Genomic DNA, 21,175 nt, shown 5'->3' with positions numbered 1-21,175 from the left:
ATATACATGGCACTGGGAACCGTCAAGTGGTTCAACGCCGAAAAGGGCTTCGGCTTCATCACCCCGGATGACGCGGATGGGGACGTTTTTGTCCACTACTCCGAGATCCAGACCGGTGGCTTCAAGACCCTCGACGAGAACCAGCGCGTTCAGTTCGAGATCGGTCAGGGAGCCAAGGGCCCCCAGGCAACCGGCGTTACGGTCGTCTAGTCGTACCTGTTGATCCCTGCATATTGCGGAGACAACACAACTCGTTGACCCTGGCTTTCCAGCCGGGGTCAACGTGTCTTAATGGAGGAAACCCCGGCCACCCTCTGCGGGTTCTCAACAACGACTGTTACTAACCATGAAGAAATACCAAACGCGCCCTTCGAATAGGCGTTGACAATTCAACCAACCAAGCTCCGGAGCAGCCGTGCGGAATGCCGGACTGATAATCCAGGAAGGTACGCCCTGCTGAGCGCGCGACCTATTGCAGGAAGATGCAGTGGGTCTTGATAATACATGTACAACGTTCTGTACTCGGGTTGGAATCTCGACTTAAATGAGGCCAGGGACCTGAATCCGTAAACGGGCTCCAAGGCCTGTCCCACCACCTCAAGTATTCCGGCCAAACCTTTGGCCCTCTGCTCGATCTCCCCCTCTTCCCGGGCCAAGGGCGACCCGGACAAGGAAATAAGTTCCACGGAGTCCCGCAAATGCAATACTGCCGATGCGATGAGAAACTCCATGACCCCGGGAAAAGCGTCGCCGCGCCGCCGCATGAAGTCCAACGTCCAACTGACAACAACGCCGTCTTCATACACGGGAAGCCAACTGGTGACGCCATAGACGAAGCCCGTGCCATCAACCGCAACGCAACACAGGACGTCTTCATCATCCAACTCGTCCAGACCGCCCATAGTGAAACCCATTTCCGGGATCTTCTTTTGGGCTGCCCACTCTTCCGAGACTTCACTCACTTGGGCGCGTACCCCGAGCGGCAGTTCGGAGTAACGACCCCAGTTTGCCGTGATCCCCATCTTCGAGGCGCGGTTTAGTGAGGTCCTGACGTTCTGCCACTCCTTGCCCCTGAATTCCAGGCCCCTAATTCGTAGGCGGGTTTCCTGGGCGACAGACACACGGCGGAAACCGCGCGATCGCAGCATGGGCCATAGCTCGTCTGTGCAGGAGTAGAGGCACGGAGTCAACGCGCGCTGGGAGCAGAAATCCAGGAACCCTTGGGCGGTCACCGCATGGTGCTGGCGCGCTCCGAAGGGACCGGCCAGCGTCAATGCCACGTGACTGTGCTGTTGGTAGGCCACTCCCCCGGTTCCATCTGGAGTGAACCAATACTTGTTCGGTTCCCACAGCGCCATCCATGAGAGCGAATCTCCGCCCCTCTTCACCAGTGCACGGGCCGCCTGCCGCGCCTGGCGGTCAAGTCCTCCGGCGTGATGTCCCCGGATTAGCAGCACCCACACACCAAGTAACGCTACGAGCCAAAACAGTGTGCCCGAATAGGAAAAGAGGAAGACTTCCAGCACATCGCGCTCGGCGAAGACTTTACGGTAAACGCCGGGAAGCGGAACGGGGAGGTACTGCCTGGCAAGTTCAGCCGCCAAACCCAGCAGACCGCCGTCGCGAACCAACCCCCCGGAGGCCAACCACACCACCGTGTAGGCCAGCGCCAGGCCTCCCCCAGTCAGTCCGACCAGCAAAAACACCTTCCGGCGGAGACGATCAGAAGTCTCCACCCGGAAATGGCCCCTGTAGACAAACAGGAGCAACGCCAACGCCAAGGGAACCAGCACCAGCGGAATGATATGAACCACTGCCGTATTGAGCATCCCCGCATGTGGTCGACCTGGGGGCCGCGGGATGCCGGCAAAGAGACCAAGGTAGATCGTGGACAAGGCCACCACCACCAACTGCACCCCGATTGCGATTCCCAAGGCCAACCGCCGCCCACGCCTCATGCCGTCGGCGCAAATGAGTAGCAATACAACGGGAACCACCGCCAGTGCCAATCCGAACGGCCCTGTGTAGCCTTGGCGGGTGATGTCGAGGCAGGTGACGTCGATGGTTCCCCCGCAGTTGCTCTCCAGCTGACTTAGCGTGGGCAGCGGGTTGAGGATGACATCCCTGAGCAAAGCCAAGGGTCCGGACGGGCTTTTTGCCGCAGCGGTCACGATGGGACCCACGGCGAAAATTGCCATGGTCAATGAAAGAAGGTTGCGGATTTCCCGGCTGGTTGACCTGTGCAGGTGGAGATGGCCCTGGCTGCTTTGCATCCACCACCCGGTCAGTAGACCTATGAGCGCGCCCAGGAAGCCCACCACGGTCTCCGCATGCCCTACGTACAGAACCAATAGCAGGGAAATCGCGAGCACCACGGTCCTCAGGCGCCGTTGCCACAAGGTGGGCAGGATCGCACTGGCTGCCAAAACGGTGGTGAGGACGGCGCCGTAGGGGCCGATCAGGCGGATGCCGGCCATTCCTGATAGCCAGCCGTCGCCCAGGTATTGGGCAACCTGGGTTACAAGGAGGAAGGCGGATACGCAGGCGAACTGGCCACCAAAGAGCACTCCGGCCGTCCTGAGGGATCCCAGGTGCCGCTCTGCCAAGCCAAGGAAAAACAGAATCATTAGGACAGCCGTGACATAGGCCACTGGATTGGTGGTGAAGAACAACGACGTCCAAATAGACCACCATTCTCCGGACCGCAGACCCTCCAGCGAAACACTGGCAACGGAAAGCCAAGGCTCCGCCGGGCCCGTCAGGAAGCTCGCAGACACCAAAGACAGGCCAACAAAGAGGGCGAGAACCATCATTGTGAACGGCGTTGATCGCAGATGCCGTCCTGCTTGGCCCAACGCAGGTCTGATCACGCCTTTGACGGCCAGGCTCACCGCCGCAACCCCCATCGGGAGGCCAGGAAGTCGAGGCCACCGGGCATGCCACGTATCACGGCGTCCCATGAGTGCCCGGCCTGTGGAATTGAATGTTCTTCAGTTGCAAAACCGGCGTTTCTTGCAGCGTCCGCAAGCTCATGCATGTAGCTGGTGAACTCATGGTCAGCCTCACCTGAAACCAGGTACACACCGCTTCCGGAGAAATCGCGTTGCTGCATCAACACCAAAGGTGTCCTGGACTCGAACGATTCAACATCACCGTCGAACGAGTCCGAGATTGTCTTGCTTCTGTCTTTAGCGAGTGCAGGTTCCCGCTCGGCGGCGAAGGGAAGAATGGACGCGAAAAGGTCCGGGTGGGAGGTTCCCATCTGCATGGCACACGTGCCGCCAAAGGAAAAACCGCCTACAGCCCACAGCTTGTGATCCCTGGAGACATCCAGCGTTTCAGTGATCCACGTGGGTACATCCTGCGAAAGATACGTATCCACGGAAGCGATTTTGCTATCCATACACATGGTGTTGGCATTGGCTGATCCGTTGGGGTCCACCACCACGGTGACAGGGGCGATTCCCTGATGGGCTTCAGCGTACTGGTCCAGGAGGGACCGGAGCTGGCCACCGGTAAGCCAGTCCGCAGGACCGCCTGGTTGACCAGCGAAGAGGACAAGCACAGGCAAGGTTGGACGTTCTGCAGTCTGGTAGGAGGGCGGCAAGTAAATATAAGCATCCCGTGCGTTGAAACCTGAAGCGGTTCCAGGAATGGCGGCTTTGCGCAGGACGTCGTTTCGGGGCATGGAATCGGGGGCTTTCCATGCGGACAGGGCAGGGCCTGGCTTTGCATCCGGACTGCGTTTGAGGCTCGCTTCAAGTGGCTGTATGCGTGCCACCGCGGTACCCAGCAGGTCCGAGACCGTGTTGTTCAGTCCGAAATAGAGGTTTATCTGGACAACGCATAAAAGAAGAACGCCAAACATCGCCGCCACGCTGAACGAACGGCCGCGCCAGGAATTTCGGGGAAACCGCGCAACGCACAGGAGCACTGCAGCGACAGCTGGTACCGCCCAAGCCACGGTCTGAAACGGCAGGTTCTCCGAGAATGTGGCCAACAGATCCACAAGGATCCAGTGAATAAGGGCCACTACCCCGATCGCCACAAGCAGGCTGGCCGGTACCAGCAGCAGCCAAGATCGTCGTCGACGCCATAGGAGGTAGGCCCCGCCGACTCCACCGCAGGCGATACTGAACCAAAGGAAAGGCCCATCCACCAAGCTGACGTCCGAAAGAAAATCCATAACGCCTAACGCCAGGTTCCGACGCCGATGACCGGCCCCGCTTCGAGCCAGGACGACAAACCAGCATAGGCATCGAAATTCATGGCGAGCATGAACTTCTGACCTTCATACTGCAGTTCAACCACCACGACGCCAGGTTGAATCCGGACGAGCTCGTCTTCCGTGGGCTGACGGCGTCCCAACAATTCAAGGGAGCTGCGCGTGAATTTATGTTTGGGGATGACGCTCAGGGACATCAGGCGGAACCACTCGAGCTCGTTGTCCTGATAACGACAAACCCCCATCTGCCAGCTGTTTCCAGCCATGCAAATGGAGGCGTCGACCGTGCCCAGGGCGCGCCGCAGATTGAAGCGACGCACCCCGAAAAGGCACAGTGAAATAATCAGCAACGTAAACGCTGTTGCCAGGGCGATGAACGGAATAAGGGAATCGTCCATCAAGGTCGTGCTATCGGATCCCCGCTGTAGCCGCTTCGCCCAATTTGGCGTTGTCAGCAACAATCACCACGCGATCGTTGTCGACGGAGAAGAATCCGCCGTCAACGACTACTGCAATGCGATCACCGGAAACCGGCTGGATTGCCAGCTCGCCCGCGGCCATGATGGCCAAAAGGGGCGAGTGGCCCGGCAGGATTCCGATTTCACCATCGCTGGTGCGGGCCTTCACCATCTTGGCCGCACCGGACCACACGAAGTGGTCCGCTGCGACAATCTCAACCTCGAGCTCAGCCATACTACTTGGTCTGTTCCTGGATCTTGGCCCACTGACGCTCGACGTCATCCAGGCCGCCGACGTTGAAGAACGCCTGCTCTGCGATGTGGTCAAGCTCGCCGTCGCAGATAGCCGTGAAGCCTTCCACGGTGTCCTTGATGGACACGGTGGAGCCTTCGACGCCGGTGAACTGCTTGGCGGTGTAGGTGTTCTGGGAGAGGAACTGCTGGATACGACGTGCACGGGACACGACGATCTTGTCCTCTTCAGACAGTTCGTCAACACCGAGGATGGCGATGATGTCCTGAAGTTCCTTGTTCTTCTGCAGGATCTGCTTTACACGGACAGCCGTGTTGTAGTGATCCTTGCCGATGTACTGGGGATCCAGAATACGGGAGGTGGACGTCAGCGGATCAACGGCCGGGTACAAACCACGGGAGGCGATTTCACGGGAAAGTTCCGTGGTCGCGTCCAGGTGTGCGAAGGTCGTTGCCGGAGCCGGGTCGGTGTAGTCGTCAGCCGGCACGTAAATGGCCTGCATCGACGTGATGGAGTGACCCTTGGTGGAGGTAATGCGCTCCTGGAGCAGACCCATCTCGTCAGCAAGGTTGGGCTGGTAACCCACAGCGGACGGCATACGGCCGAGCAGCGTGGAGACTTCCGAACCTGCCTGCGTGAAGCGGAAGATGTTGTCGATGAAGAGCAACACGTCCTGGTTCTGAACATCGCGGAAGTACTCCGCCATGGTCAGGGCAGACAGGGCCACGCGAAGGCGCGTTCCCGGCGGCTCATCCATCTGGCCGAACACAAGGGCGGTGTCCTTGAGAACGCCTGCCTCTTCCATTTCAACCCAGAGGTCGTTTCCTTCACGGGTACGCTCACCAACACCGGCGAATACCGAGGTACCACCGAAGTTGCGGGCAACACGGGTGATCATTTCCTGGATCAGAACGGTCTTGCCAACGCCGGCGCCGCCGAACAGGCCGATCTTTCCACCCTTGATGTACGGGGTGAGAAGGTCGATGACCTTGATGCCGGTCTCGAGCATCTCCGTGGAGCCCTCGAGGGACGCGAAGGACGGAGCCTTGCGGTGGATCGGCCAGTAGGCATCTGCCTTGATCTCGGACTCTTCGACGTCCAGCGGCTTGCCGAGAACGTTGAAGATGTGGCCCTTGACGCCGTCGCCGACGGGCACGGAGATGGGAGAGCCGGAGTCCCGCACGGTGGTACCGCGGACCAGGCCGTCGGTTGCCTGCAGGGAGATGGCGCGAACGAGGTTGTCACCCAAGTGCTGGGAGGTCTCGAACGTGATGGTTTTCGTCTGGCCGTTGAGAGTGATCTCAGTGGTCAGAGCGTTGTAAATCGAGGGGATTGCGTCAGCCGGGAATTCGACGTCGACAACCGGACCAATAACACGGGCAATGCGGCCGGTGGCACCGGCCGTAGCTACGTGTTCGGTAGCAGTGGCAGTCATCTCTCTCACTTCACTCAGTAGATGGCGTGGGGTTAAGTTTATCTGTTTGGTGCAGGTGCGGCTTTGAGCCGAATCCGTTGCTGGCTAGGACGCGAGGGCGTCTGCGCCGGCCACGATTTCGGAAAGCTCCTGCGTAATCTCGGCCTGGCGGGCCGTGTTGCGAAGGCGCGTGTACTTCTTGATCAAATCCGTAGCGTTGTCACCGGCCGACTTCATAGCGCGCTGGCGGGCTGCGAGCTCGGAAGCTGCGGCCTGCAGCATGGCTGCGAAAATGCGGGACTCGATGTAACGCGGAAGCAGTGCGTCAAGCACCTGCTCTGTTTCCGGTTCAAACTCGTACAACGGCAACAGCTCGGATTCCGAGGCTGCTTCCTCCTCTACGACCTCCAGCGGAAGCAAACGGATGACCGTCGGCTCCTGCGTCACCATGGACTTGAAGCGGGTGTACACAACGTGGATCTCGTCCACGCCGCCCTCTTCGAAGTCGGTGGAGAAGTCTTCAAGAAGTGCAGCTCCGACTTCCTGCGCGGTTTCGAATTCCGGTGCGTCCGTGCCACCGGTCCATACGCGGGCGTAGGACCGGTTGCGGAAATCGAAGTACGCCTGCGCCTTGCGGCCAACCAGGTACGCCTTGACTTCCTTGCCTTCTGCGTGAAGAAGCTCGGTGAGACCTTCAGCCTGCTTGAGCACACTTGCGGAGTAGGATCCTGCAAGACCGCGGTCCGATGTAATGATCAGGACTGCGGCGCGGCGGATCTGCTCCGGCTCGGTGGTCAGCGGGTGGTCGATTTCGCTCTGAGTTGCGACAGCAGAAACGGCGCGGGTAATCGCGTTCGCGTAAGGCAGTGAAGCTGCTACGCGGGCGCGGGCCTTACCGATGCGCGAGGTAGCGATCAGTTCCATCGCCTTGAAGATCTTGCGCATCGACGTCGTCGAGCTGATCTTCTGACGGTAGACCCGAATCTGGGCTCCCATACTTATCCTTTCCTAAGTTCCCGATGTGCTGCCCTGCCGGGGCCCTTACGGACCCCGGCAGAGCAGGTTATCGAAACTAGCGCTTCTGCTTGACGATCTTTTCCTGGTCGACGTCGCCGCCGGAGATCGCTGCGTGCTCTTCGTGGCCAGCGCCAACCAGGTGGTTGTCGCCTTCGCCGAAGAAGCCCTTCTTGAAGGAAACAATGGCTTCCTTCAAGGCTGCAGCGGTGTCGTCATCCAGGACGTTGGTCTGAGCCAGCGTGGTCAGGATGGAGGACTTGTGCGTGAGGTGCTCCAGGAATTCGGACTCGAAGCGGCTGATGTCCTCAACCGGAACGTCGTCCAGGTAACCGTTGGTACCGGCCCAGATGGACACAACCTGGTTCTCAACCGGGAACGGTGAGTACTGGCCCTGCTTCAGCAGTTCCATCAGGCGTGCACCACGGGTCAGCTGCTGACGGGAAGCAGCATCCAGGTCAGAGGCGAACATAGCGAATGCCTGCATGTCGCGGTACTGAGCCAGGTCCAGCTTCAAGGTACCGGAGACCTTCTTCATGGACTTGACCTGTGCAGCGCCACCAACGCGGGAGACGGACACACCAACGTCAACAGCGGGACGCTGGTTGGCGTTGAAGAGGTCCGACTGGAGGAAGATCTGGCCATCGGTAATGGAGATCACGTTGGTCGGGATGTAGGCAGAAACGTCATTTGCCTTGGTCTCGACGATCGGCAGACCGGTCATGGAACCTGCACCGAGCTCGTCGGAGAGCTTGGCACAACGCTCCAGCAGACGGGAGTGCAAGTAGAAAACGTCACCCGGGTATGCTTCGCGTCCCGGCGGACGACGCAGCAGCAGGGATACGGCGCGGTAGGCTTCGGCCTGCTTGGACAGGTCATCGAAGATCACCAGAACGTGCTTGCCGCCGTACATCCAGTGCTGGCCGATGGCCGAACCTGCATACGGTGCCAAGTACTTGAAGCCGGCGGGGTCAGATGCCGGGGACGCCACGATGGTGGTGTACTCCAGTGCGCCGTGATCCTCGAGGGTCTGACGAACGGCTGCGATGGTGGAAGCCTTCTGGCCAACACCAACATAGACGCAACGTACCTGCTTGGTGACATCTCCCGAAGCCCAGTTGGCCTTCTGGTTGATGATGGTGTCCACGGCGATGGCGGTCTTGCCGGTCTGGCGGTCACCGATGATCAGCTGACGCTGGCCACGGCCGATCGGGATCATGGCATCGATAGCCTTGAGGCCGGTCTGCATCGGTTCGTGAACCGACTTGCGTTCGGTAACGCCCGGAGCCTGAAGTTCCAGTGCACGGGTGGCCTCGGCCTTGATTTCGCCGAGGTCATCGATGGGCTGGCCCAGGGGGTCGACAACGCGACCCAGGAAGGCGTCGCCAACGGGAACGGACAGGATCTCACCGGTACGGTGAACTTCCTGGCCTTCTTCAATACCGGTGAAGTCACCGAGGATAATGACACCGATCTCGCGGACGTCAAGGTTCTGGGCCAGGCCCAGCGTGCCATCTTCGAAGCGAAGCAGCTCGTTCGCCATGACCGAGGGAAGACCCTCAACACGGGCGATGCCGTCACTTGCGGTGGTCACACGACCAACCTCTACGCGCTCTGCGTTTCCGGGTTCGTAGGACGCCGCGAACTCGTTCAACGCATTACGGACGTCGTCGGCGTTGATGGTCAATTCGGCCATCTGCAGTCCCTGCTCTCCTGTTTTCGTGATCATCGTTGCTCACGATGACCGGGTTTTATATCAGTTAAGTTGTGCTTTGTCTTCGCTAGCCAGCGAGCTGGCGGCGGAGTTCGGTCAGGCGGGCGATAACCGAAGCGTCGAGCACTTCGTCACCCACCTGCACGCGGATTCCACCGATCAGTGCGGGATCAACATTGACGTTGACCTTCAGTTCGCGGCCGTACAGGGCATCCAGCCCGGCCTGCAGACGGCTGGCCTGCGTTTCCGTCAACGGACGGGTAACGCTGACAGTTGCAATCCAGCGCTGCTGACGCTTGGCTGCAAGCTTGGCGAATGACTCGACGAGCTTGCTCGGCTTGACACCACGCGGCTGCGTAACTGCCTGGCTGATGAGAACTTTTGCTTCCTCGCTGCTGCCAGGAACAAGTTTCTCGGCCAATGCAATCTTCGCCGCTGGTGATGCCTGCGGCTCAGACAGAGCACGTTGTACTTCGTGGCTGGAGGCGACGGCCTGGTTGAAGGCAAACAGGTCGTTTTCCAGCTCTTCCAGCCCCGTGATACCGGAGGCAGAAACGGCCGACTTGTTTTCAGCTACGGCAATGACAACCGTGGCGGCAAGCGTCTCGAGTGCATCGCCGATATCGCGTGCCGATGCCCAGCGCGAGCTGGCCAATCCGCCTGCAATCTCAGCAGCATCAGCGGAGACTTTTCCGCCAACCAGCTGCTTGACCAGCGCCGACTTCTCGTCACCGGAACGGGACGGGTCAGTCAGGGCGCGGCGCAAGCCAGCCGAGCTGTCCACCGTTCCCAGGATTCCGAAGAGGTCCTTAGCCAACTGCAGCGAGGCGAAGGGAAGCTTGGCTTCCAGCTGCGCCAGCGCTGTGGTCAGCGATTCGCTCGATATACCTGCCATTACTTAGCTGCACCTGCGCTCTGGGTCTCCAGATCTGCCAGGAAGCGGTCCACAACGCGCGCGGCACGCTGATCGTCGGTGAGTGCTTCCCCAACGATGCGGCCGGCCAGCGTGGTGGCCAATGTGCCAACCTCCGAACGAAGCGAGACAACAGCTGCCTGGCGCTCCGACTCGATGGCAGCATGTGCCTGCTCAGTGATGCGTGCAGATTCTGCCGCAGCCTTTGCCTTCAGGTCCGCGAGGATCTGGGCGCCTTCGGCGCGTGCTTCTTCGCGGATGCGGTTGGCTTCGGCACGGGCGTCGGTGAGCTGCTGCTTGTACTCTTCAAGAGCTGCAGAAGCTTCCGCCTGGGCCGCTTCGGCCTTTGCAATGCCACCTTCGATTGCTTCAGCGCGCTCTGCGAAAGTCTTCTCGAACATCGGGACAACAAACTTGACCACGATGTACATGAGGACCGCAAAGCCCACGAGGACTACGCCCATTTCCCAGACGTTGGGAACGAGCGGATTAGCCTCCGCAGCGCCTTCAGTGGCGGCTGAGATGATCAGCTGATTCATATTTCACCCGTCCTATCTACTCGTGCTTGGGATTCGCTTGGGTTCCAGGACTAGGAAAGAACGAAAGCGAAGACCAGGCCGAGGATGGCGAGAGCTTCAGTCAGAGCCAGACCAAGGAACGCGATCGGCTGCAGCACACGCTGAGCTTCCGGCTGACGTGCAACACCGTTGATGTAAGCGGCGAACACGAGACCCACACCGATACCACCGCCGATGGCCGAGAGACCGTAGCCGATGAGGTTGAGGGAGCCGTTGATGGTGCCTTCCATTTTTTCTTCCTTTCAAGATGCCGCCCGTGCGGCAGGTTGTTTGGGTTGCTTCATCCCCGCGAGGGGAAGTTTTGGGAGCCTAGTGGCTGTCGGCGTGCAGGGCGCCTTCGATGTAGATCGCGGTCAACAGTGTGAACACGTAAGCCTGCAGGGCCATGATCAGTGCTTCGAGCATGTACATGGCCACGGCGCCTACCAGCACCAGTACCGATGCGCCCTTGAGCAGGACGTTCTCCTGCATAACAAGGAACTCGATGCCGGAACCGGCGAGCATGACGATCAAGTGGCCTGCCAGCATGGTCGCAAACAGACGGAGGCTGTGCGTGACCGGGCGGACCAGGAAGTTGGAGATGATTTCGATCGGTACGACGATCGGAAGGATGTACCACGGAACACCGGAGGGAACGGTGGCGAGTTTGAAGTACTTCAGGCCGTTCTTCTTGATGCCGATGGCGATCCAGGTGACATATACGATGCCGGCCATGACGTAGGCGCCGCCTACATGCGAGAAGCTCGGGAGCTGGATCAGCGGGATGGCGCCATAGATGTTGTTCACCAGGATGAAGAAGAACAAGCTGAACAGCAGCGGGACGTACTTGATGAAGTCCTTGCCGCCGATGATGTCCTTGGCGATGCTGTTGCGCACGAAGCCGTACGCCATCTCGCCTGCGAACTGCAGCTTGCCGGGTACCAGCTGCTGCTTACGTGCAGCGAGGATGAAGAATGTAGCGATAATGACGACCGAAAGGATCACCAGCAACATCTGCTTGGAGAAGCCATCGTGCGCACCCCAAGGCAGGATTGCCGGCAGGTGCATTTCGTCGATTCCGGGTGGGGTGAATGACCCCGAATCCTGGGCGGGGAGCGCAAGCGCGATCAACGCGTTTCCTCTCTGCTGTGTCCATCATTGGGCATTGGTTGGAATCCGGACGCGTTGGACGCATCTGTAATCCATGTGAAATTATTTGGCATTACTGTCCCCGTCCGTGGACGGACCGCTGTCTGCTTTGCTCTCGCCAGATGAGGAGCTTTGTCTGGTGAGGCCATGCATATGGGAAAGATAGAACCCTCCTGCGGCTCCCAGCAGAGCGCCAAGGAGCACAATCCAGCGGGTCCCCCACAGATTATCCAGACCCCAGCCTATCAAACTCCAGACAATGATCCCGCCAATGATGTAGCTGAAGACGGCTATGCCGGCGTTGTATCCGCCATCGTTTCCGGCTTCTGCTGATTCACCATGTTTGACGGGCTGCTGAGTAGTGGCCCCGGGGCGTGTATAGCGCTTACGCGGAGACATCCGGGCCACCCTTCTGCTCCTCTGGATCGTTGTAGATCTGGAGACGGGCCTTGCTGAAGCCGTAGATTTCGGCGGCTTGCCAGAACACGACTGTCACAACGGCACCGATGAGGAACCATCGGCCATGGAGCCAGTCCGGAGCACCCAGCACAAAAAGCACTACAGCAAAGCCGACCACCTTGATGAAATATGTTGCAACAAAGAGGCCTACTGCGCCGGAGGGGTTGTTACGGCCAACAAAGTGACCGATCAAAAGGCTGATTCCAAAGAAGAGCATGACCAGCACGGCACCGAACGCGGCTGATAGCGCGCCTTGTCCGCCGTTCATGAAGGCCGCAATCACGCAGGTGACGGCAGTGGCTGCCAGAGCTGCTACGGAACTAAGAAGAAGCAACCGGAGCCACAACGAGGACGGCTTGCCAACGGCCCCAACACCACGTTTACCGGACGGGTGTCCGGTTTCGGCGTTGGATGTCATGGGGATACCAATCCTCGTGGCACGGGTGCCATATTCTCAAAGTGGGGTTACGGGCGAGTGACTGTCCGCAGTAAGAATTCTACATGAGATAGAACTGTGACCATAACCGACTCTCACAACTACTCCCCCGGACGCGTCGAGTTCCGGGTGAAGTAGGGCCACGCCGTCACGGCAGCCATGACCAGCGCTGCCGCTATGAGGACAATGAGCACGATCTGCCATGGGAACACCGCAAAGGCGACGCCGCCAAAGGCAAGAATGCTCGTCCAAACATAAAGCATGACGACGGCGCTGCGGTGCGAGTACCCAAGGTCCACCAATTTGTGATGAAGGTGCCCGCGGTCAGCGGACCACGGTGACTGGCCTCTGGCTGTTCTTCGGACAACGGCCATCCCCAAATCAAGAAGGGGCAGGGAAAGCACGGCAAAGGGCAGCAAGATGGGAACAATGGTGGGGATACCGTTGGCGCGGTCGTAGAGACCGGAGCTGATCTGCCCGGTGGCCACGACGCCGGCCGAAGCCATGAGCAAGCCAATGAGCATCGCCCCGGAATCTCCCATGAAGATTTTGGCGGGGAACCAATTGTGCGGCAGGAATCCGATGCAGCTGCCAACCAGGATGGCCATCAGGAGTGTCGCGAGGTCCGAGTTGTCCGTGGACGGATTGTTACGGTGAACCCAGTAGGCGGTAAGGAAGAAGGCTCCGCCACCGATGATGGCGACGCCGGCGGCCAATCCGTCCAGTCCATCAATGAAGTTGACCGCATTCATGGTGGTAACAATTAGCCCTGCGGTCAGCGCAATCTGAACTACCTCGGACTCAAGGACAATCGGTTCCGGGATGAAGGGAACCACAGACATCCGCACGCCCCAGATGGCCACGATCAACGCAGCTGCAGCCTGGCCCAGCAATTTGATCCACCAACGGATGTCAAGGATGTCATCAGCCACCCCCACAGCGACGATCACCACGGCACCCGCCAGGATCCCCCAAGGTGCATCGTTGTGCCTGAAGATGTCCTTAACGAAGAAGGAATTGCTCGCCACCACCAGTGCGACGAAGAATCCGACAAAAATGCCCAGTCCACCGAGTTTTGAGATCAGCGCCGAGTGCATGTCACGGCTACGTATGGGCTGATACAACCGCAGCTTGTTTCCCAGCACGCGGGCACCCCACGTCCCGGCGTACGCTACAACGGCCGCCGTCAGGGCCATCAGCATGTACATGATCATGACGCGGCCCCGAATAGCAGCCCGCACACCAGAGGGCAAGAATGGATCATCGAATGCAGCCGGCGGGATTGAATGCCGTCGGGTTGTGGGCAGCTCAAGGTGTGGAAATCTGTCTTTGGATAAATGGAACTACTCCGTCGCCATGCCTGCACCGGCTGTGCCGAATGTTGCGGGATTTCTGTGGACTCTAGTCACGATACTAATGCCAATGGCCGTGACCACCCTGTGATGCAGCCGCGAAGCCCCAGCGTGTTCGGCTAGGGTTCAGGCCGCCTCATGGCTACCTGACGGGCTCCTGGACGTTACGCAGTGCGTAGATTCCGTTCAGCACATGGGCGTTGGCGCGCGGGGCTCTCAGGCTGTGGCGCAGGCCCTTGAGAAGACCGGCCAACAGCACCTTACGATTCGGCGAGGCGGCAATCGTGCGGGTCCAGTTGCGCAATGAAGCACCCGTAAAAAGAACCTTTTCCCACGGTGCCAAGGCGTTCGATCGAGTGTAAACCCAGAGCTTGTTTCGCACTTCATAGTAGAAGCGCGCGCCAGGATCCGCTCCGGCGTCGCCAAAGACCTTCGTATGGTGATTGGCCACTGATGCGTTGGTAGTCAGCGCGGTCCCTCTACGGGAAATCCTGGCGGTGTACTCCAGATCGTCATTCCAGATGAAGTAGTCCGCGATGGGCAGGCCGTGCTGTCTGATTTCCTCAGCACGAATCAGCACCGACACGAAGGAAGCACTGCGGATTTGGGTGGCACCCAGCCTGGCAGCAGCGGTGCGCGCGTTCTCGCTTGCCCCCATACGCGGCCGCATGCGGTTCATCGGGTGGTCGCGGCCATCAGTCCACACCACACGGCTGGCGATGAACGCCGGTGCCTCTCCGGTTTCCCGAAGGTAGGACTCGGAGAGGTCCAACGCCTCGCGCAGGGCGTTCGGCTGAGGTTCGGTGTCGTCGTCCATGATCCACACGTGATCCGCCCCGTGGTCGAGTACAGCCCGTTCCATGCCGACGACGAAACCCCCGGCACCGCCCACGTTGGTGTTCAAGGTGACCACATCAGTGGTCAATGCGCCGTGGTACTGCTGGAGGAACTCAGCGGTTTCATCCGTGGAGGCGTTGTCCACGATCACGACGGCGTCCGGTACCTGTGTACCTGCAGCAATGCCGTCCAAGGTGGTCTGGAGAAGTTCACGCCGGTTATAGGTCACTACAACAGCGACCACGACAGGGTGGGACGTCATTTACTTGCCTTTGGTCTTGGATGGTTGGAAACGGCGCCCGATCAGCAGGCCAGCCAGCTTCCAAGGTTCAACAAAAACTCTGTAAGCCACGCGGCCCGGGTGAAGGACCAGCCGCCAGGCCCACTCGAGTCCTAGGCGACCAAGCCACCGCGGCGCCAGTTTCTGGATGCCCGCAACCTGCTCAATGGCGCCGCCGACGGCGCAATAAACGGCAGCCGGCAGATGGGCGAGCCTGCGGTGAAGGACAGCCTCCTGAAGGGGCATCCCGAGTCCCAACAGGACCAACTGCGGACGGAAGTCCGTCAGCCAGTCCACCACCGCGTCTTCCAGGGTGCTGTCCCACCCCTCACCGGGCATTCCGTCCACTGTTGCACCGGGGACGATAGCGCGCAGCCGGGCGACCGCCGTCGTATTGGCCGCGCGTCCCGCGCCTACTACGGCCACGCGCTCCAGCCCCTTGACCTTTCCAAGCTCCGGGATCCAATCCATGGAACCCAGCCGGTATGCCATGGTTCCCTCACCCAAGGGCTGGAGTTGACGCTTGTGGGCTAGCCCCCAGAGCATCGCGACGGGAGCACCATCCAAGAGGACGATCGAGCTGCCCTCATACAAAGAACGGACATCCGGGCGCGAATGAAGCAACGTGATGCTGTGCAGATTGTGGCCAAGAACGGTAGCGGTTGATCCGGCTGAAATGAGACTGCCCATTGCGTCTATAACCTCATTGACGCGCATCGGCGTGGCGTCGACGTCAAGGACGGGGACGCGTTGACGCTCCGGAATCATTCGGACTTGGCTTCGTTGGAGGCCTCCGGCTTTGCAGTCTCATGGGTTGACTCCTCGACGACGACGGCGTCGGCTGCAGTTTCTTCAACTGGGGTCTCTTCAACTGCGGTCTCTTCACCTGGGGTCGCTTCAACTACAGGTTCTTCGGTTGCCGTGTCATCAGAAGCCGGCGGCGCAGCAGGAATGGTTTCACCAACACCCAGGATGGACGGAACGATCTCGCGAAGCCGTTCCAGCTCAATCGCTCCTTGGCGCACCACCCGGAACGGAGTGGACGTGGCGTCCACAATCGTCGAGGGCAAGGCAGCAGTTCCCTTGACCGGACGGAAGCCGCCTTCGAGGTAGACCTCAACGGACTCCGCCAGTTGGAGTCGCGCTTCCGAGGCTGTCTGTGCCGCTTCCTGGCCCGTCCGGTTGGCGGAGGAAACAGCCAAGGGGCCCGTGAGCCCCAGGAGTTCCAGGGCGATCTGGTCGTCGGGCATCCTCAGGGCAACGGTGCCCTTGGTCTCGCCGAGGTCCCAGTCCAAGGACGGCTGGGCATGAAGGATCAGCGTCAACCCACCGGGCCAGAAGGCTTGGGCCAGCGCCCGGGCATCGGCTGGTACGTCGGTGGCCAGTCCGTCCAGGGCGTTGACCCGTGGAATCAGGACCGGAGGAGGCATTTGACGGCTGCGCCCTTTGGAGGCCAACAACATGGTCACGGCCAACGGCGAGAAAGCATCTGCGGCAATACCGTAGACGGTGTCTGTTGGCAGCACGACGCACTTCTTCTCGCTGATGGCGCGCTGGGCATGCTGAAGCCCTTCAGAACGCTGGTCATCGGAAGTGCAGTTATAGGTTGTGGTCACAGCGCCATTCTTTCACTCATCAGGAGACAGGCTTGCCAGGATCGCGCTGGTGGCACGTTCCTTGCCGTTCAGGTCGTAGTGCGTGGTGACGTTGTTCCAACGTCCGGTTCTTTGCAGCATCCGGCAGATCCATGCAGCCTGGACTTCCGCGTGCTCCATCACAAAATAGCCACCGGGCTTGAGGAGACGGGCCGCTGAGGCAGCTGCCGCGGTCGGAAGTACCATGCCGTCCGCTCCCCCGCCGTAAAGCGCCTCTGGTGGATCGTGCAGTGCAACTTCAGGCTCTGTGGGGATCGCTTCGGCCGGAATGTACGGCGGATTGGATACGACGACGTCGAAGGTTCCGTTGTGCTCGGGAAGGGCATCCCGTAAGTCGCCTTCAATAAGTACCACGCCCAGCGGTTCGAGGTTTCTGGCAGCCCAGGCATGCGCGAGCGTGCTGAATTCCACCGCATGCACTTCAGCGCCTGGGATTTCGTAGGCGATGGAGCCGGCGATTGCACCTGATCCTGTGCCAAGATCCACCACCTTGGGACTTTGCAGTCCTGAGAGGTGGTCGATGACCAACTGAACAACTGACTCCGTTTCGGGACGCGGAATGAAAACGCCCGGACCCACCCGCAACGCCAGGTGCCGGAAATATGCGACGCCGGTGATGTGCTGGAGGGGGACGCGTCCCGCGCGTTCCTCCACCAGTTCCCGGTAACCTTCGGGAGCGGGAGTGTCGCCGAGCAACAGGGCACGGAGACGACCAAGGCCGACGCCCAGTAGGTGATCGGCAAGCAACTCGGCATCCACACGCGGGCTGGGTACGCCGGCGTCGGACAGGACAGCAGTAGCCTCGCGGACAGCGTCCGCGAGGCTTTGGCCTTGGTGAAACGTCATGGATGTACTCTGCTGTGGTTGTTCGGCGCTGTGGTTGTTCGGCGCTGCTCTGATCGGCAGGTCGTTACTCGCCGATTGCGTCCAGGCGTGCCTGCTCGTCAGCTTCAATGGCTGACTGGATCACTGGTTCAAGATCACCGTTCATGACGGCATCAAGGTTGTAGGCCTTGTAGCCGGTTCGGTGGTCAGCAATACGGTTTTCCGGGAAGTTGTACGTACGGATGCGCTCGGAACGGTCCATGGTGCGGATCTGCGACTTGCGCTGTTCCGAGTTGGCGGCGTCAATCTGTTCCTGCTGGTGGGCCAGGAGGCGGGCGCGGAGAACGCGCATGCCGGCTTCGCGGTTCTGCAGCTGCGACTTTTCGTTCTGCATTGCTACAACGATGCCCGTAGGCAAGTGAGTAATGCGTACAGCGGAGTCGGTGGTGTTCACGGACTGGCCACCGGGCCCGGATGAACGGTAAACGTCAATCTTGAGGTCGTTCTGGCTGATCTCGAGTTCTTCGGGCTCATCAACTTCGGGAAGCACCAGCACGCCGGCGGCCGAAGTGTGAATGCGGCCCTGCGACTCCGTGACGGGTACGCGCTGCACTCGGTGGACGCCGCCTTCAAACTTCAAACGGGCAAAAACGCCCTGCGCAGGATCGTTGGAGTTGCCCTTGATGGCAACTGCAACGTCCTTATAGCCACCCAGATCGGATTCAGTGGCGGAAATCATTTCGGTCTTCCAGCCGCGCGACTCCGCATAACGCATGTACATGCGCAGAAGGTCGCCGGCGAACAATGCAGCTTCGTCGCCGCCTTCGCCACCCTTCACTTCGAGGATGACGTTGCGGGCGTCGTCCGGATCACGCGGGATCAGCAGACGACGCAGCCGCTCTTGTGCGGCGGGGATCTGTTCCTCCAGCTGCTCCACTTCGGCAGCGAATTCGGGATCCTCGTCAGCCATCTCTTTGGCAGCTTCCAGGTCATCGTTGAGCCCGCGCCACTTGTTGTACGCCTCCACAATGCCCTGAAGCTGAGCTGACCGCCGCCCCAACTTCCTGGCAGCAGACTGATCGGCATAAACGGCAGGATCACTCAACTGCGCCTGAATAGCAGCATGCTCATCAAGCAATCCCTGTACGGACTCAAACATTTTCAAACCTCTTTCGACTCGCAGACAAGTCTAGTTGCGACGGTTGGTGACTTAACGACCAACCGCTCAAATAAGCCGGCCAGCGAAGGTGACGGCAACGCTCAAGGTGACCTGACCGCCGTCGAGTAATTTTGCCGGCCCGGGAGTGGCATCGGGCCTGTCGTAGCGTTGCTGCTGACGTACGCAGTATGTCAGCAGCAACGCGAAGGGGCGGGGCCGGCAAAATTACTCGACGGCCCCACCCCAGATAACGCTATTTGTCGTTGTCCGACTTCGCTCCGAGCGTCGTCTTCTGAACCTGCATGAGGAACTCGACGTTGCTCTGCGTCTCCCGGATCTTGTTGGTCAGCAGCTCAAGGCTCTGCTGCTGCTCCAGGCCCGAAAGGACGCGGCGCAGCTTCCACATGATCTTGACCTCTTCAGGCGAGAGCAGGTTCTCTTCACGGCGAGTACCGGACGCATTGACGTCCACGGCCGGGAAGATACGCTTGTCTGCCAACTGGCGGGAAAGGCGGAGCTCCATGTTGCCGGTGCCCTTGAACTCTTCGAAGATGACCTCGTCCATCTTGGAACCGGTCTCGACGAGTGCGGTTGCAAGGATGGTGAGCGAGCCACCGTTTTCGATGTTGCGGGCTGCACCGAAGAAGCGCTTCGGCGGGTACAGTGCTGCAGAATCGACACCGCCGGACAGGATGCGGCCGGAGGCCGGTGCTGCCAGGTTGTAGGCACGGCCCAGGCGGGTCATGGAGTCCAGCAGAACCACCACGTCCATGCCCATTTCCACGAGACGCTTGGCACGTTCAATGGAGAGCTCGGCAACGGTGGTGTGGTCGTCGGCGGGACGATCGAAGGTGGAGGCAATGACCTCGCCCTTGACGGTCCGCTGCATGTCCGTGACTTCTTCGGGTCGCTCGTCAACCAGAACCATCATGAGGTGAACCTCAGGGTTGTTGGTGGTGATTGCATTTGCGATGGACTGTAGGATGAGCGTCTTGCCGGCCTTCGGCGGGGAGACGATCAAGCCGCGCTGGCCCTTGCCGATCGGTGCCACGAGGTCGATGACTCGCGGGCCAATCTTCTTGGGGTCGGTTTCGAGGCGCAGACGCTCGGACGGGTACAGCGGCACAAGCTTGGCGAACTCGACGCGATCCTTGAGCTCTTCGGGCGTCTTGCCATTGACGGAAGTGACGCGAACCAGCGCATTGAACTTCTGGCGGGCGGACTGCTGACTGCGGTCCTCACCGTCACGCGGTGCGCGGATGGCACCGACGACGGCGTCGCCCTTGCGAAGGTTGTACTTCTTGACCTGCGCCAAGGATACGTAGACGTCGTTGGCACCGGGCAGGTAGCCGGATGTACGGATGAACGCGTAGTTCTCCAGTACGTCCAGGATGCCGGCGACAGGCAGCAGGACGTCGTCTTCGGTTACTTCGACGTCGTCGACGTCCGGTCCCTGCGCGCGACCACGGCGGCGTTCATTGCGGTCACGGAAACGGTCGCTGCGGGTATTGCCGTCACGGCTGTCCTGACCCCCACGACGATCGCTACGGTCGCTCCGGTCGTTCTGCTCGTTGCGGTCACGACGGTTGCGACGGTTACGGCGGTTGCCGGTATCGTCGCCGTCGTTGTTGTCGTCACGGCGACCGCGGGTGTTGTCGCGACGCTCGCCGCGCTGGTCGCCCGAATCGGACTGTTCGCGCTGCTCCGAACGGTCGGCGCGCTGCTCACGCTGCTCCGAACGATCGGCACGCTGCTCACGCTGCTCCGAACGGTCCGCACGCTGCTCACGCTGCTCCGAGCGATCGGCACGCTGCTCGGTGGCGGGTGCTTCTGCCGCTTCGGCAGGCGCGGCGGCAGCTTCGCCGCGGCGCCGGTTACGGGTGCGTGGCTGACGGCGCTCCGTAGCGGCCTCAGCGGTCTCGACGACCACCGGAGCAGCGTCAGCTTCGGGTGCGGCTGTTGCCTCGACCGGTGCAGCAGCGGCCTCAGCAGCTGCTACGACTCCGTCGCTGGTGGCACGGCGGCTGCGGCCACGACCGCGGCCCCGCGGTGCTTCCTGGGCAGGGGCTTCCTCAGCCACCGCGGCAGGCGCGCTGGCTTCCTTGGAAGCTTTTGGCTCTGCAGCCGGTGTTTCCTTGGCCGCAGTTGCCTTGGCCGTGGCCTTGGCGGGCGCCTTGGTGGTGGACGTTCCGGCACGATGTGCAGAAATGGCCGTGACCAAGTCCCCCTTGCGCATGCGGGATCCCCCGGAAATGCCCAGCTGGCTCGCAAGAGCCTGAAGCTGGGCGAGCTTAAGGCCTGCAAGGCCGCTGCTCTTGGTGGTTGCTGCAGTTGACGAATCAGCAGCAGAAGATGTTGTGTCCACAGCTGAAGCCAGCTCAGTGGTTTCTGTCACGAAGGATCCTTCCCCCTCGACGGCGTCCAGAGCGAGAGCTGGACGCGATGATTTGTTCTGGGCTGCAGTTCAGATCTGCA

Annotated in this window: 21 protein-coding genes; 1 reads left to right on the top strand and 20 read right to left on the bottom strand. The window is 60.3% G+C overall.

Features of this window, described 5'->3' with window-relative positions; genetic code table 11:
- Positions 1–6 precede the first annotated feature (6 nt).
- A complete protein-coding gene (locus tag HAV21_RS02545; RefSeq protein WP_017199737.1) occupies positions 7–210 on the top strand; it encodes a cold-shock protein in 204 nt (67 codons plus the stop codon).
- A gap of 179 nt (positions 211–389) precedes the next feature.
- On the opposite strand, the gene HAV21_RS02540 is transcribed toward HAV21_RS02545, so the two are convergent.
- From HAV21_RS02540 to rho, 20 genes are all read right to left on the bottom strand, one after another.
- Complete coding sequence (locus HAV21_RS02540) at positions 390–2,906, bottom strand: DUF2156 domain-containing protein (protein ID WP_142938635.1); 2,517 nt, start codon at positions 2,904–2,906, stop codon at positions 390–392.
- Positions 2,888–4,186, bottom strand: coding sequence for an alpha/beta hydrolase-fold protein (locus HAV21_RS02535; protein ID WP_166840205.1), 1,299 nt, complete (start codon positions 4,184–4,186; stop codon positions 2,888–2,890). The genes HAV21_RS02540 and HAV21_RS02535 overlap by 19 nt, the downstream gene beginning before the upstream one ends.
- A gap of 5 nt (positions 4,187–4,191) precedes the next feature.
- Positions 4,192–4,623, bottom strand: a complete 432-nt coding sequence (locus HAV21_RS02530) for a DUF2550 domain-containing protein (protein WP_142938633.1) — start codon at positions 4,621–4,623, stop codon at positions 4,192–4,194.
- 10 nt (positions 4,624–4,633) lie between these two features.
- The gene (locus tag HAV21_RS02525; protein ID WP_014922172.1) at positions 4,634–4,918 is read right to left on the bottom strand and encodes a F0F1 ATP synthase subunit epsilon; all 285 of its coding nucleotides are present in this window, start codon (positions 4,916–4,918) and stop codon (positions 4,634–4,636) included.
- A gap of 1 nt (position 4,919) precedes the next feature.
- Positions 4,920–6,371 (bottom strand): F0F1 ATP synthase subunit beta, encoded by a 1,452-nt coding sequence (gene atpD, locus HAV21_RS02520; RefSeq protein WP_091468394.1) that lies wholly within the window; start codon positions 6,369–6,371, stop codon positions 4,920–4,922.
- An 84-nt stretch (positions 6,372–6,455) separates the two neighbouring features.
- Complete coding sequence (locus tag HAV21_RS02515; RefSeq protein WP_011775258.1) at positions 6,456–7,346, bottom strand: F0F1 ATP synthase subunit gamma; 891 nt, start codon at positions 7,344–7,346, stop codon at positions 6,456–6,458.
- 76 nt (positions 7,347–7,422) lie between these two features.
- Positions 7,423–9,060, bottom strand: a complete 1,638-nt coding sequence (gene atpA, locus HAV21_RS02510; RefSeq protein WP_011775259.1) for a F0F1 ATP synthase subunit alpha — start codon at positions 9,058–9,060, stop codon at positions 7,423–7,425.
- Positions 9,061–9,145: 85 nt separating this feature from the next.
- Positions 9,146–9,973, bottom strand: coding sequence for a F0F1 ATP synthase subunit delta (locus HAV21_RS02505; protein ID WP_142938632.1), 828 nt, complete (start codon positions 9,971–9,973; stop codon positions 9,146–9,148).
- Complete coding sequence (locus HAV21_RS02500; RefSeq protein ID WP_011775260.1) at positions 9,973–10,530, bottom strand: F0F1 ATP synthase subunit B; 558 nt, start codon at positions 10,528–10,530, stop codon at positions 9,973–9,975. Before HAV21_RS02500 ends, HAV21_RS02505 begins: the two co-directional genes overlap by 1 nt.
- Positions 10,531–10,580: 50 nt before the next feature.
- Positions 10,581–10,799 (bottom strand): ATP synthase F0 subunit C, encoded by a 219-nt coding sequence (atpE, locus tag HAV21_RS02495; RefSeq protein WP_011775261.1) that lies wholly within the window; start codon positions 10,797–10,799, stop codon positions 10,581–10,583.
- 79 nt (positions 10,800–10,878) lie between these two features.
- The gene (gene atpB, locus HAV21_RS02490; RefSeq protein ID WP_142938631.1) at positions 10,879–11,679 is read right to left on the bottom strand and encodes a F0F1 ATP synthase subunit A; all 801 of its coding nucleotides are present in this window, start codon (positions 11,677–11,679) and stop codon (positions 10,879–10,881) included.
- A gap of 81 nt (positions 11,680–11,760) precedes the next feature.
- A complete protein-coding gene (locus tag HAV21_RS02485) occupies positions 11,761–12,096 on the bottom strand; it encodes a hypothetical protein (RefSeq protein ID WP_142938630.1) in 336 nt (111 codons plus the stop codon).
- Positions 12,083–12,574 carry a hypothetical protein gene (locus tag HAV21_RS02480; protein ID WP_142938629.1) on the bottom strand — a complete coding sequence of 164 codons (492 nt, stop codon included), beginning with the start codon at positions 12,572–12,574 and terminating at the stop codon, positions 12,083–12,085. Before HAV21_RS02480 ends, HAV21_RS02485 begins: the two co-directional genes overlap by 14 nt.
- Before the next feature lie 119 nt (positions 12,575–12,693).
- Entirely contained in the window at positions 12,694–13,806 is a 1,113-nt protein-coding gene (locus tag HAV21_RS02475) for an MraY family glycosyltransferase (protein ID WP_166840890.1), read from the bottom strand.
- Between the two features lie 280 nt (positions 13,807–14,086).
- On the bottom strand, positions 14,087–15,043 hold the full coding sequence (locus tag HAV21_RS02470; RefSeq protein WP_166840203.1) for a glycosyltransferase: 957 nt from the start codon (positions 15,041–15,043) through the stop codon (positions 14,087–14,089).
- The gene (locus HAV21_RS02465; protein ID WP_142938627.1) at positions 15,044–15,829 is read right to left on the bottom strand and encodes a WecB/TagA/CpsF family glycosyltransferase; all 786 of its coding nucleotides are present in this window, start codon (positions 15,827–15,829) and stop codon (positions 15,044–15,046) included.
- On the bottom strand, positions 15,826–16,677 hold the full coding sequence (locus tag HAV21_RS02460; RefSeq protein ID WP_166840201.1) for an L-threonylcarbamoyladenylate synthase: 852 nt from the start codon (positions 16,675–16,677) through the stop codon (positions 15,826–15,828). The genes HAV21_RS02465 and HAV21_RS02460 overlap by 4 nt, the downstream gene beginning before the upstream one ends.
- Before the next feature lie 12 nt (positions 16,678–16,689).
- A complete protein-coding gene (prmC, locus tag HAV21_RS02455; RefSeq protein ID WP_166840199.1) occupies positions 16,690–17,562 on the bottom strand; it encodes a peptide chain release factor N(5)-glutamine methyltransferase in 873 nt (290 codons plus the stop codon).
- A gap of 64 nt (positions 17,563–17,626) precedes the next feature.
- On the bottom strand, positions 17,627–18,700 hold the full coding sequence (gene prfA, locus HAV21_RS02450; protein WP_166840197.1) for a peptide chain release factor 1: 1,074 nt from the start codon (positions 18,698–18,700) through the stop codon (positions 17,627–17,629).
- A 253-nt stretch (positions 18,701–18,953) separates the two neighbouring features.
- Positions 18,954–21,095, bottom strand: coding sequence for a transcription termination factor Rho (gene rho / locus HAV21_RS02445; protein WP_166840195.1), 2,142 nt, complete (start codon positions 21,093–21,095; stop codon positions 18,954–18,956).
- Between the last annotated feature and the right edge of the window lie 80 nt (positions 21,096–21,175).

Origin of the sequence: Paenarthrobacter sp. MSM-2-10-13, assembly GCF_011605365.1 — a bacterium.
Lineage (GTDB): Bacteria > Actinomycetota > Actinomycetes > Actinomycetales > Micrococcaceae > Arthrobacter.
The sequence above is the reverse complement of the archived record's forward strand: the minus strand, read 5'-3'. Positions and strand labels throughout refer to the sequence as shown.

Excerpts from the sequence above, each read along its gene's own strand:
- HAV21_RS02545 (WP_017199737.1), top strand. The coding sequence starts at position 7 with ATGGCACTGGGAACCGTCAAGTGGTTCAACGCCGAAAAGGGCTTCGGC.
- HAV21_RS02540 (WP_142938635.1), bottom strand. The coding sequence starts at position 2,906 with ATGGGGGTTGCGGCGGTGAGCCTGGCCGTCAAAGGCGTGATCAGACCT.
- HAV21_RS02535 (WP_166840205.1), bottom strand. The coding sequence starts at position 4,186 with ATGGATTTTCTTTCGGACGTCAGCTTGGTGGATGGGCCTTTCCTTTGG.
- HAV21_RS02530 (WP_142938633.1), bottom strand. The coding sequence starts at position 4,623 with ATGGACGATTCCCTTATTCCGTTCATCGCCCTGGCAACAGCGTTTACG.
- HAV21_RS02525 (WP_014922172.1), bottom strand. The coding sequence starts at position 4,918 with ATGGCTGAGCTCGAGGTTGAGATTGTCGCAGCGGACCACTTCGTGTGG.
- atpD (WP_091468394.1), bottom strand. The coding sequence starts at position 6,371 with ATGACTGCCACTGCTACCGAACACGTAGCTACGGCCGGTGCCACCGGC.
- HAV21_RS02515 (WP_011775258.1), bottom strand. The coding sequence starts at position 7,346 with ATGGGAGCCCAGATTCGGGTCTACCGTCAGAAGATCAGCTCGACGACG.
- atpA (WP_011775259.1), bottom strand. The coding sequence starts at position 9,060 with ATGGCCGAATTGACCATCAACGCCGACGACGTCCGTAATGCGTTGAAC.
- HAV21_RS02505 (WP_142938632.1), bottom strand. The coding sequence starts at position 9,973 with ATGGCAGGTATATCGAGCGAATCGCTGACCACAGCGCTGGCGCAGCTG.
- HAV21_RS02500 (WP_011775260.1), bottom strand. The coding sequence starts at position 10,530 with ATGAATCAGCTGATCATCTCAGCCGCCACTGAAGGCGCTGCGGAGGCT.
- atpE (WP_011775261.1), bottom strand. The coding sequence starts at position 10,799 with ATGGAAGGCACCATCAACGGCTCCCTCAACCTCATCGGCTACGGTCTC.
- HAV21_RS02485 (WP_142938630.1), bottom strand. The coding sequence starts at position 12,096 with ATGTCTCCGCGTAAGCGCTATACACGCCCCGGGGCCACTACTCAGCAG.
- HAV21_RS02480 (WP_142938629.1), bottom strand. The coding sequence starts at position 12,574 with ATGACATCCAACGCCGAAACCGGACACCCGTCCGGTAAACGTGGTGTT.
- HAV21_RS02475 (WP_166840890.1), bottom strand. The coding sequence starts at position 13,806 with ATGATCATGTACATGCTGATGGCCCTGACGGCGGCCGTTGTAGCGTAC.
- HAV21_RS02470 (WP_166840203.1), bottom strand. The coding sequence starts at position 15,043 with ATGACGTCCCACCCTGTCGTGGTCGCTGTTGTAGTGACCTATAACCGG.
- HAV21_RS02465 (WP_142938627.1), bottom strand. The coding sequence starts at position 15,829 with ATGATTCCGGAGCGTCAACGCGTCCCCGTCCTTGACGTCGACGCCACG.
- prmC (WP_166840199.1), bottom strand. The coding sequence starts at position 17,562 with ATGACGTTTCACCAAGGCCAAAGCCTCGCGGACGCTGTCCGCGAGGCT.
- prfA (WP_166840197.1), bottom strand. The coding sequence starts at position 18,700 with ATGTTTGAGTCCGTACAGGGATTGCTTGATGAGCATGCTGCTATTCAG.